12 protein-coding genes and 1 pseudogene are annotated in these 10926 nt (G+C 40.8%); 9 read left to right on the forward strand and 4 right to left on the reverse strand.

Going from position 1 to position 10926, the window contains the following annotated elements; genetic code table 11:
* Positions 1-112: 112 nt before the first annotated feature.
* Positions 113-991 carry a class I SAM-dependent methyltransferase gene (locus RMX98_RS32030; RefSeq protein ID WP_322676130.1) on the forward strand — a complete coding sequence of 293 codons (879 nt, stop codon included), beginning with the start codon at positions 113-115 and terminating at the stop codon, positions 989-991.
* A 322-nt stretch (positions 992-1313) separates the two neighbouring features.
* On the opposite strand, the gene RMX98_RS32035 is transcribed toward RMX98_RS32030, so the two are convergent.
* Positions 1314-1763, reverse strand: coding sequence for an antibiotic biosynthesis monooxygenase family protein (locus tag RMX98_RS32035; protein WP_322676129.1), 450 nt, complete (start codon positions 1761-1763; stop codon positions 1314-1316).
* 57 nt (positions 1764-1820) lie between these two features.
* Between RMX98_RS32035 and RMX98_RS32040 the strand changes: the two genes are divergently transcribed.
* Positions 1821-2066: a hypothetical protein gene (locus RMX98_RS32040; protein ID WP_322676128.1), complete on the forward strand. Its 246-nt coding sequence runs from the start codon at positions 1821-1823 to the stop codon at positions 2064-2066.
* 2 nt (positions 2067-2068) lie between these two features.
* Here RMX98_RS32040 and RMX98_RS32045 read toward each other — a convergent pair whose 3' ends face one another.
* Positions 2069-2869 (reverse strand): RMD1 family protein, encoded by an 801-nt coding sequence (locus RMX98_RS32045; protein ID WP_322676127.1) that lies wholly within the window; start codon positions 2867-2869, stop codon positions 2069-2071.
* A gap of 240 nt (positions 2870-3109) precedes the next feature.
* On the opposite strand from RMX98_RS32045, the gene RMX98_RS32050 reads away from it, so the two are divergent.
* A complete protein-coding gene (locus RMX98_RS32050) occupies positions 3110-4594 on the forward strand; it encodes a CIA30 family protein (RefSeq protein ID WP_322676126.1) in 1485 nt (494 codons plus the stop codon).
* 63 nt (positions 4595-4657) lie between these two features.
* The gene (locus RMX98_RS32055; protein WP_322676125.1) at positions 4658-5005 is read left to right on the forward strand and encodes a hypothetical protein; all 348 of its coding nucleotides are present in this window, start codon (positions 4658-4660) and stop codon (positions 5003-5005) included.
* Between the two features lie 132 nt (positions 5006-5137).
* Here RMX98_RS32055 and RMX98_RS32060 read toward each other — a convergent pair whose 3' ends face one another.
* Positions 5138-5353: a hypothetical protein gene (locus RMX98_RS32060; protein WP_322676124.1), complete on the reverse strand. Its 216-nt coding sequence runs from the start codon at positions 5351-5353 to the stop codon at positions 5138-5140.
* 297 nt (positions 5354-5650) lie between these two features.
* Between RMX98_RS32060 and RMX98_RS32065 the strand changes: the two are divergent.
* From RMX98_RS32065 to RMX98_RS32075, 3 genes and pseudogenes are all read left to right on the forward strand, one after another.
* Positions 5651-5806 (forward strand): annotated as a pseudogene (locus tag RMX98_RS32065) (GntR family transcriptional regulator); the annotation flags it as partial.
* 108 nt (positions 5807-5914) lie between these two features.
* Positions 5915-7111: a PLP-dependent aminotransferase family protein gene (locus tag RMX98_RS32070; protein ID WP_409881787.1), complete on the forward strand. Its 1197-nt coding sequence runs from the start codon at positions 5915-5917 to the stop codon at positions 7109-7111.
* 92 nt (positions 7112-7203) lie between these two features.
* Positions 7204-7536 carry a hypothetical protein gene (locus RMX98_RS32075; protein WP_322676123.1) on the forward strand — a complete coding sequence of 111 codons (333 nt, stop codon included), beginning with the start codon at positions 7204-7206 and terminating at the stop codon, positions 7534-7536.
* Here RMX98_RS32075 and RMX98_RS32080 read toward each other — a convergent pair.
* Positions 7524-8258 (reverse strand): DUF429 domain-containing protein, encoded by a 735-nt coding sequence (locus tag RMX98_RS32080; protein WP_322676122.1) that lies wholly within the window; start codon positions 8256-8258, stop codon positions 7524-7526. The two genes, RMX98_RS32075 and RMX98_RS32080, sit on opposite strands and share 13 nt — an antisense overlap.
* Positions 8259-8409: 151 nt before the next feature.
* Here RMX98_RS32080 and RMX98_RS32085 point away from each other — a divergent pair, with 151 nt between their 5' ends.
* Positions 8410-9669: a glycosyltransferase family 4 protein gene (locus tag RMX98_RS32085; protein WP_322676121.1), complete on the forward strand. Its 1260-nt coding sequence runs from the start codon at positions 8410-8412 to the stop codon at positions 9667-9669.
* A 159-nt stretch (positions 9670-9828) separates the two neighbouring features.
* Positions 9829-10695 (forward strand): calcium-binding protein, encoded by an 867-nt coding sequence (locus RMX98_RS32090; protein ID WP_322676120.1) that lies wholly within the window; start codon positions 9829-9831, stop codon positions 10693-10695.
* Positions 10696-10926: the final 231 nt, after the last annotated feature.

Genomic DNA, 10926 nt, shown 5'->3' on the forward strand with positions numbered 1-10926 from the left:
GTTTACAAGCCGAAAGTAGTTAGTCCCTAGCAACCTAAAGCTGGGGACTTTTCTATATCCTATATACCCAAAGGGTTTGCTGTCGCTATTAAACCTTATGCTAAAGGGGAAAATGAAAACAACAGCTATGAAATTTGCACAAAATCTCATCCACCGTCAAGGCTTGCTGAAAGTCCTGACTCTAGCTTTCCTTGTATTGGCAGCTGTGATATCCCCCAATGTTTTAGCCAACGAGAGCGAAAAAGCGACATTCAACGGCACAACTACACTCCAAACTATACTCACCAGCAGTCATCGCTCAGAACAGAATCGCCTCCGAGACAAGTACCGCCACCCAGCCGAAACTCTCGAATTCTTCGGTCTGCGCCCAAATATGACGGTGGTTGAATTGTGGCCTGGTACTGGCTGGTATACTGAGATATTAGCCCCATTTCTAGCGTCCAAGGGACAACTCATAGTTACTAACTTTGCCCCTAGCACAAGTAAACCTGCTTTGGCATTGCAAGAAAAACTAGCAGCTAATCCAGAGGTTTTTGGTAAAGTCAAAGTAGCCCAAATCAATCCCCCAAATGAACTTACCCTAGCCCCAGAAAACTCTGTGGATATGGTTGTTACCTTTCGCAATATTCACAACTGGGTAAAAGCTGGCTATGTCGAGCAGGTTTACGCGGCGGCTTACAAAGCACTCAAGCCAGGGGGCATCTTAGGGGTAGAAGAACACCGCGGCCGGAAGGGGATTTCTTTACAAGAAAGTATTAAAACAGGCTATATGTCTGAAGATGGGGTAATTGCTGCTGTGGAAAAGGTAGGCTTCAAATTATTGGGCAAATCAGAGATTAATGCCAACCCAAAAGATACCAAGGACTATCCGGGCGGAGTTTGGACACTACCTCCAACTTTGAGCCAAGGTGAAAAAGACAGGCAACGCTTCCTCACTATTGGAGAGAGCGATCGCATGACCCTCAAGTTTATCAAACCTAAAGCCTCTTAAGAGGTAAATGATATCATGTCCGGTTAAAGACTTATCATTTAGACCGCAGGGGGCAGGTGGTCACTGAATCTCGACTTCGCTCGATTTCCGCGTAGCCGAAATGAGCCGAAGTGGGGCAGGGGGAAAGGGGCTTTTGCGCTTTTTGCACAGATGCGGGAATTATAACTAATTAGGCGGACATGATATGACTCATTCTCATACAAAGTATCGGAACGAGAGAAATAGCATTGTCAGCCGATGCAATGCCATTGCAGGTTAAGAAACTTGTGTGTACATCGTAGCGTAGAGAAGAAAGGAAAGCACAGGAGCGATCGCGTGAGAATTATTGGCGCTGATCTAGCAAGACATCAAAATGTTTAACCTTAGTTTCGGGTTTAATCAGATACTGGTTATCTTTGGGCAAAGGGTGTACTTGTTCTATGTCATTGCCAGCAAAGGCACGAATAGCATCCCTGGAATTCCAATAAGAGATGACAGTAAACTCTGTAGTTGTGCCATTAGTACGACGAAATACTTGCACTCCTAAATTCCCAGGAATCGATTGAATTTTCTTGACTCCAGCTTCAGTTAAATATTTATAATATTCGTCTGCTTTATTCGTGAGTGTTTGACCATGCCAAATACGTGCAACTACTGTTTTGGTTTGGGTAGTGCTGCCATTAATTTTAGATGGAACTGCGTTAGGCTCAGTCTGTGCAACTGCTAAAAAGGGTAAGGAACCAAGTAATAGCGCGGCTCCAAAAAGTATGCCGAAAATTTTTTCTCTTCTCATTGCGAATCTTGTGCTAAAGTTAGCAAATTTTAGCGATGATATTTTTTTATAACATGATTGTCAGACTCACAAAATAGAATACTAGATATTGGCTATGGTGGCAAAGTAGATTTAATCGAGTCGGAATATTTGCTTTACGGCGTTGCTGATTGCGGTATGAAAAATAATTTTGCGTTATTTCAAAATCCTTGTAGAGACGTTGCAATTGCTAGTCTCTACATCCAAATTCATACCTCGATTCAGCAACACCTGCTTTGCCACCTGATGCGCGATCGCTCCTTGCCAACGCAATCCCAAATTTAGCTTTAGCCTTTGAAAAGAATATCGTACAGTGAGAGTAAAACCTCCACCACAATCAAAATCACCACATACCACTCTACTCGCTGACTACTGCTATGCTGCATGAACTCCAGCACCGTTTGGGCGGTTTGGGCAATTAGTTCTAGTTTACGTTCCAGGGCATGGTGACGCTCACGGATTTCGTATTCATCTTCCAAGCGCAGATATAAGTTTTCTAGCTGTGGAGATTCCCAGAGTAACTCCGGCTTATCGATAATTTCTACTTGACCTACAATCTTATGTTGAACTAATAGGGTAGTCCCAAGTTGACGTAGTAATTCCCGGCTTTGTTGTCTACTCCTGTTTTCACGCTGGAGACTAGCTGCAAACGGTTCAATTTGATCGAATACAGTCGCTAGGCTGGTTTCATAGTGAGACAGTACAACACTCTTGGCGAGAATATCAGCCACTATTTGTAAGCGTTCTATACTCAATTCATGCAGTAAAATTTTTCCTTCCTTAGCTCGTTCACTCTCTGTAATATTGAGATGGACTTCCACCTCTTCTGTTTCCGGATCGGCAAAAGGGCCACTAATTCGAGAGGATAAGTTGGTCAAAAAGGCTACCTTTTCTACAGGCTCAAGGTTAAACAGCACAACTGCACCATAGCCCAGAAGTACTGCGTACCCTTCCTCACCGACTCTAACCAGTACTGGCATACTCGCCAAGCAAACGTAATTCTCCAGGGTCTGTAAGTTAATACCTTTACCAAGGAATAGGGCCTGCGCTTTAAATCTATCTTTGTCATTAAAAAGGAGTTTTTGCATTGTTGCCCGGAAGGTATATTCTGCTTGCTTTACTGCTCTGGTAGCGATAGTAATTGATGCCTGTTGTCGGAGATAATTACAATCTCAGCTTACCATTTCGTCTTTCCCCTATACCCCATACCCTGTTTTTGCTACTCTTGCGTTCTGAAGAAATTACAGTGCTTTTCAAGTAATTGAACTACACTACTCGCCACCCTCTCCAAAATTGTTAGAGTGAAGAAAGTTATGAGGACGCAAATTATGACTGACAAAAATCGTTCTCAATGGGACTTAGGCAGGTTTATCGAAACCCTGACTTACTTTGAGGTAATTCCTTTCCTTAACTGGGTACAGCAATTAATCCAAGGTCGTCCTAAGGATAATCAATATAGACCCAACGGAGGAAGAAATGTGGGTGTAATATTAGTAGCAGGTGCAACAGGTGGTGTCGGTAAACGAGTAGTGCAGCGATCGCGTAAACTAGGTTATAAAGTTCGCGCCCTGGTTCGAGATATTGACAAAGCGCGGTCAATTCTTGGTAATGATATCGATTTAGTAGTTGCGGATATCACGCAACCAGAAACTTTAACTCCTTTAGTTATGGCTGATATCCAAGCTGTAATTTGTTGTACAGCAGTGCGTGTACAACCAGTAGAGGGAGACACAGCAGATAGAGCCAAATATTATCAAGGTGTTAAATTTTACCAACCAGAAATTGTGGGCGACACTCCCGAAAATGTAGAATATCAAGGAGTCAAAAACTTAGTTCAAGCTGCGGCAAAATATTTACCCCAAGCAAACGAAAAACTAATATTTGATTTCACCAAGCCATCAGCAGAATTAAAAGATAACTGGGGGGCGTTGGATGATGTTGTCATGGGTGGCGTGAGTGCCAGTAATATCCAATTAATAGAAAATACAGCTTTATTTGCAGGTAATGTATCCACTGCTAACTCTGGCGGATTTGCTTCTGTCAGAACGAAGAATTTTGATCCACCCTTCAATTTATCTGGTTACGAAGGTGTGAAATTGCGCGTCAAAGGTGACGGTCAGCGTTATAAAATCTTTCTGCGGACAGATATAACATGGGATGGTATTGGCTACAGCTATTCTTTCGATACCGTAGCTAATACTTGGATAGATATTCAGGTTCCCTTTGCCGATTTGATTCCCGTCTTTCGGGCAAAAATTGTCAAAGATGCGCCGCCACTTGAGCAAAGTAGAATTTGCTCATTCCAACTGATGTTGAGCAAATTTGAACATGATGGCGCTTTAAATCCCAAATTTTCTCCAGGTGGTTTTGCTTTTCAGTTGGAATCAATTAAAGCTTATGGCGGCACAATTTTCCCACAATTTATTCTCGTTAGTTCAGCAGGTGTGACTCGTCCCGGTCGCCCTGGCATTAATTTAGATGAAGAACCGCCAGCAGTGAAATTAAATGACCAATTGGGAGGAATTTTAACTTGGAAGTTGAAGGGAGAAGATAGTTTAAGAGAAAGCGGAATTGCTTATACAATTATTAGACCTTGTGCTTTAACTGAAGACATAAGTGGTAAGGAATTAATATTTGAGCAAGGTGACAATATTAGAGGCAAAGTTAGCCGTGAGGATGTAGCAGAACTTTGTGTACAAGCGCTAAAACTAGGAAAAGCGTCTAACATCACATTTGAGGTGAAACAGGGAGAAAATACTGTCAACTCTATCGATTGGCAGAAGTTATTTTCTGATTTAGTAAAGGATAAATAAGTGAAGTGACTACAGACTTATACTCTGTAGCCATTCCAACACATCCTGTCTAAATAGACTGTTATGAAAAAAATCCGAGTGCTAATATTTGCGGGGATTTTAGCAACAATTATCTGGGGTGGATTATTTGGAAACACTGCTTCATCGCAACAAGTGGAGTCCCGCATCTACAACTTAGAAGCGGACTTAAATCGTGTTGAGTCGCGGTTAAATCAGATAGAGTCTCAGTTAGGTAAAACCCGCCAGTCTCCATCTTCAAGAACAACACTTACCTCACGACAGCCAGCTGGTTCTAGAGGCAATTTATCACAGCAAGATCCGATGTTTGATCGGCTTGCGACTTTGGTAATTGAATTGAAGCAACAAGTCAATAAATTAGAGGAGCGAGTTGCTAAATTAGAATCACGCTAAATATTTAATTTGCGTACAATATAGGACTCATATTTGATTTCTGAAAAAATTCAGTACAACTCAAAGAGACTTCTTGCCTATTGCCTATTGCCTATTGCCTCTTCCCTCTTCCCTCTTCCCTCTTCCCTCTTTTTATCTGTAGTAACATTTGTCAATCCAAATTCGCATTTCTTCTTCTGAACCAAAACAGACAGAACGTCCTGTGATTGGATCGTAGGCGTGCCAACAAGAAGTGTTACCACGATAGTCTGATTCGTGCCACACTTGCAGGTCAGAACCACTAGTCATCCAGATGACAAAATGTTGCCAATATTTTCGTAAATTTAACAGAAAATTAAATTTATTCATAGTGAAAGCACCTGCTAAATGATGAACTATTACTTTTACTTTCACGTAATAATTTCCAACTGAGAAGGTACAGTTTTGGCCGATTTAATCTAGTACAGTTAAGCTCTATCCCAACTGGTATAGTAAAAAAACTCTCAACTGTACTAGGTAAACTTGGTAAAAATAGTTTATATTGCCAGTATTGATGATTTTTTAGTCATTGACGAGTGCGCCAAAATGAAAATTTTGTTAGAAAGACAGTCACACAAACCGATTTATTTGCAGATCCGCGATGCCTACGGCGAGCTACGCTAACGCATCAGTCGGCTAATTAAATCTGGCGCACTCAAAAGTGGCGATCGCCTCCCTTCTATCCGCTCTCTGGCTGAGAGTTTACAAGTTAACAAACTCACAATTATTGAAGCATATAACGTTTTAGAAGCAGATGGAATTGTTTCTGCTCGTCAAGGTTCAGGATATTTTGTCAGCAGCGTTTCTCTCAAGAGTGCCAACCTAGAATCTAAATTTGCTCCAGCCCAAAATGTCATAATTACAAAACCAGGAAAGTGTTCTTTTTATGATATGTATACTCCACTGGTGCAAGCACAAACGGAGCCAGGAATAATTAATTTTGGCTACGGTTATCCTCGTCCCCCAAAAGATATCAACCTCATTGCTAGACGAGCGCTAAGACAAGATGATGCTGATATTTTCTTTCCCCACGAGATGCCTCAAGGACAATTAACTCTGTGCAGACAAATTGCCCAGATGCTAGTACAGCAAGGATTAGAGGTTTTTCCAGAAGATTTAATTATTACTAATGGCTCTCAGCAAGGGTTGTCATTAGCGATGAATTATTATGTACAACCTGGCGATTGGGTGATTGTCGAAGCTCCCACCTATTATGGTGCAATATCTATCTTAGAAAACTTAGGAGCTAAGATTATTGGTATTCCTATGACTGCGGAGGGAATGAATTTAGATTTATTAGAGCAATATCTACACAGCCACCGTCCAAAGTTAATTTATACCATTAGTACTTTTCATAATCCAACTGGATTGACGACAACACAAGCTCATCGTCAGCAATTATTAGCATTAGCGGAAAAGTATGAGTGCCCAATTTTAGAAGATAATGCTTATGAAGGAATAAATTTCGATGCTGTGCCAGCGCCAATTAAGGCTTTAGATAAAAATAATTTGGTGACTTACTTAAGCACCTTTTCTAAAACTTTAATGCCTGGTTTACGAGTGGGCTATATGGTAGTTACAGGTAAGCATTATCAAGCAATTATTGAGCGAAAATTGCTCCATGATTTGCATACATCCAGTATTTCGCAAACAATAGTTAGCGAATATCTCGCTTCAGGACATTATCGCCGTCACCTCAACCGACTTCGCACAGATAATTTGCAAAGTCGTAATACTATGCTGCAAGCTTTAGAGCGTTATTTTCCTGAAGAAATCCGGTGGACAGTTCCCACAGGCGGATTATTTCTCTGGGTACAGTTACCAGATGATATTCCGATTGGGACAATTCGTAAGGAAGCCTTTGCACAAAATGTCTATCTGGCGTGCGGTTCAGCATTTTTCCCCGATAAACAGGGTTATCCAGCAATGCGTCTAACTTTCTGTCTCCCGCCAGAGGAGATTGAGCAAGGTATTTCGATTGTGGGTAAGTTGTTGAAAAAGTATATTTCCAAAGGATGTGTTGATACAGAGCGGTTTGTCGTCAAACATCGCATATCTAATTATCAACCACTTGTTCACAGTTTGTAGCGACTGTTTTAAAAGTCAAGCGTGGGCGTAGCCTACACACCTCTGTGCTTGATTGCGGTGCGACAAAGTTTGGAGGCATTGCTGATTGCGGTATGAAAAATAATTTTGGGTTATTTCAAAATCTTTATAGAGACGTTGCAATGCAACGTCTCTACATCCAGATTCATACCTCGATTCAGCAACACCAGTTTGAAGTACCTCAAAACGACTTTGAAGTACCTCAAAACGACTTTGAAGTACTTCAAAACGACTTTGAAGTACCTCAAAACGACTTTGAAGTACCTCAAAACGACTTTGAAGTACTTCAAAACGACTTTGGAGTACCTCAAAACGACTTTGAAGTACCTCAAAACGACTTTGAAGTACCTCAAAACGATTTTGAAGTACCTCAAAACGACTTTGGAGTACTTACTCAAATTCTTTGAGGGATGATAATATAGCCACTGGTGCGATCGCCTAATACTAAGTTACGTTCTTCTCCCCAATACCACCAGTATGCAGCAACGTAAGCGCAAATTAGGCTATCTAGTTTATCTTCGGTTGCTTTGAGGGCTGCGCCTGTGGTGGGAATTTCGGAAGTAAACGAACCGCAGAGGCGCAGAGGACGCAGAGGAGGAGAAAGAGAGGGGAGGATATCGAAAAGATAGTTTTGGAGTTTGATTAGTTCTAGGCGGCGGTCAGTGAGTCGTCCTTTTTTGTATTTGAGGATGCGTTCTAAGTTGAATAGGTTAACGATTGCTGGGTGGGGAAAGACTTCTATTTGATATCTGCTGAGTTTTTGCGGTTCTATGGTGGGGGCGTGTGCAAAACCGCGTGATTCTAATTCTAAGCCAAAGTTGATTGTGCGATCGGCGAAGGGTAGGTTTTGATTAGCTGGGTAGCATCCAGCATGATATTTACCAAAGTACTTGTGACTGAGTTTGTCGGGGAGGCGACTCCCGGTAGCGTTGGGTATGAGGGTAGGTGCATCTACGGCGATGATGGCTGGTTCATCTGGTTGTATGCTTTGATCAATCCAGGTGAGAATGTCTGCAATCGCTTCTTTGCGGTCTAAATCAAGTAGTTGCAGTTGTCCATCTATCCATTCTAAGCAGCACAGTCCACTTGGTTGCGATCGCCAGCCTAAATCAATGCCAATAAATTTCATTGGTATAACACGAATTTGCGATTATTTTCGCATTTTAGAGTCACCATTTACCTAAATTTACTTGCTAAAAATCGTGAGAAATAATCTTATAATCTTAAGCAGCTTGTCTTAATTTATTTTATCTGACAATAAGTTAATCAAGATTATTCCAATGAAAATTTTATTTTTACATCCCAATTTTCCCTCGCAATTTCGTAATCTGGCAATAGTTTTAGGTAAAGATCCTAATTGCCAAGTCGTCTTTGGGACAAATCGTCGGGAAGGAGAAATCCCTGGCGTTTTTAAAGCTATTTACACTCCTTCTCGTGAAGCAGCTCCCCAAACTCATCACTACGTTCGCAACCTCGAAAATGCTGTTCTGACTGCTCAGGCTGTCTATCGCGTGGCTGAAAAATTAAAAGCTGAGGGTTTCGTTCCAGATATAGTTTATGGTCATTCTGGTTGGGGGCCAACTTTATTTATGAAAGATGTTTACCCCAAAGCAGAATTATTATGTTATTTTGAGTGGTTTTATCATGCTCACGGTTCGGATGCAGATTTTGATCCCAATGAACCTCTAAATGCTGATGATGAATGCCGCATCCGCGTCAAAAATGCGCCAATTTTGACTGATTTATATAGCTGCGATCGCGGTCTTTCTCCGACGAATTGGCAACGCCAGCAGTTTCCCAAAGAATATCATAGCAAACTCACTGTAATTCATGATGGTGTTGATACCAATTATTTTGTTCCTAAACCAGGCGCAAAGTTAGTTTTGCCAAGAATAAATCTTGATCTTTCCCATGTGGAAGAGTTGGTAACTTATGTGGGACGAGGGATGGAACCTTATAGAGGTTTTCCGCAGTTTATGGAAACAGTAGCCCTAATTCAGCAGCGAAGACCTAAGTGCCATGTAGTAGTTGTAGGAGAAGATCGAGTCGCTTATGGTAAAAATCTCCCCGATGGTAAGACTTATAAACAATTAATGTTAGAAAAATTATCTTTGGATTTATCGAGGCTGCACTTTACAGATAGGCTTCCTTATCATGAGTACCTTCAGGTTTTACAAGCTTCTTCTGCTCATGTTTATTTAACCCGTCCTTTTGTATTATCCTGGTCAATGTTAGAAGTTATGTCAGCAGGATGTTTATTAATAGCTTCTAAAACTCAGCCAGTATTAGAAGTTGTCCAAGATGGAGTAAATGGACTGCTAGTAGATTTCTTTTCTCCCCAGAATATTGCTAATAGAATTGAAGAGGCGTTGAATAATCCTCAAGAGATGCAAGCAATTCGTGCAAATGCGCGAGAGACAATTCTGAAGCGTTATGATTTGGCAAAATTGTTACCACAGCATTTGCAATGGATGTTTGCTGGTAAAGATTCTAATAGTTTGAAAAAGCGCCCAAGTTCTAAAGGATTTGGCAAAAATTAAGTAAATTTGTCATTAGTCATTAGCCTCTTGCATAAATATTTTTGGAATCAAGTAAAGGTACAAATAAAACTCTGAAAACAACGGTTTTGTCAAGAGTGTATTCATGTTTCGTTATTGTTTAATGACTAATGACTAATAAATACCAAAACGATATTTGAAATGCGAATTATTTTTACCATTGCCCATTTTTTCAAACCTAGCAATGAAGGTCGTCATGCTTCTCAACGCAAAGACCCACAACCCCGCTTACAGGCGTTAGCTAAAAGTATTACCGCTTTACACCAATTATTTGGTAAATCTCAAAGTATCATCAACATTGCTCAACGACTAGCTTTCCCTGCTAATCAACCGCAGTCTCACGAACTAGATATTGTCATTTGTACCACTAAAGATAATCATTTACTGAATCAACTTCCCTTAGCATCCAATTTATATAGACATCATTCTAGCAATGTAGAACCTCTACTTTTGGGGTTTGAGTGCCAAGCTGTTCTGCAAAGTTGTCTCGGTCAGTATGATTACTACTGCTTTCTTGAAGATGACTTAATTATCCACGATCCTTGGTTTTTTATAAAATTAACCTGGTTTACCCAACAAGCAGGTGATTTAAATTTACTCCAACCAAATCGTTATGAAGTCTCCCCCAACGGTTTAGTTCACAAAGCTTATATTGATGGAGATTTGGCTTTACGGGTAACTGCTCCTTTTCAAAATGTGCAGGAGCAACAGGAACTAAAAGGTACAATTATGAATACATCAATTACCTTTTGTCGTGCCCTCAATCCTCATGCAGGCTGTTACTTTTTAAATGCAAATCAAATGGCTCACTGGGCTAATCAAACCTATTTTCTCAACCGTGATATTAGTTTTGTTGGCCCTCTAGAAAGTGCTGCCACTTTAGGAATTATGAAGACATTCCGAATTTATAAAACCTCGCCGGAGCAAGCAAGTTTTTTAGAAATTCAGCACTTTGGAACTGGATTTCTGGGGCTTATTGGAGGACAGGTGAGTTTGGCAGAAAGGTAAATCGAATTTAAGAATTTTGGCGTTGCATATTTGCGGGATGTTTTTTAATTTTTGCGAATTCATAAACCTAATTCCTTCGCGCACTTTGCATCTTCGCGGTTCAATAATTCATTCCTGTTTTATGCAACGCCAGGTTTTGAATACATCCTTTACCCACAGGACTTACGCAACTGGCACAGCGTGATCGCTATTTTATAGTATTTATGTACTATATAAAGTGGCTGACCCATA

Source organism: Nostoc sp. DedQUE02 (assembly GCF_034531035.1).
Classification (GTDB): domain Bacteria; phylum Cyanobacteriota; class Cyanobacteriia; order Cyanobacteriales; family Nostocaceae; genus Nostoc.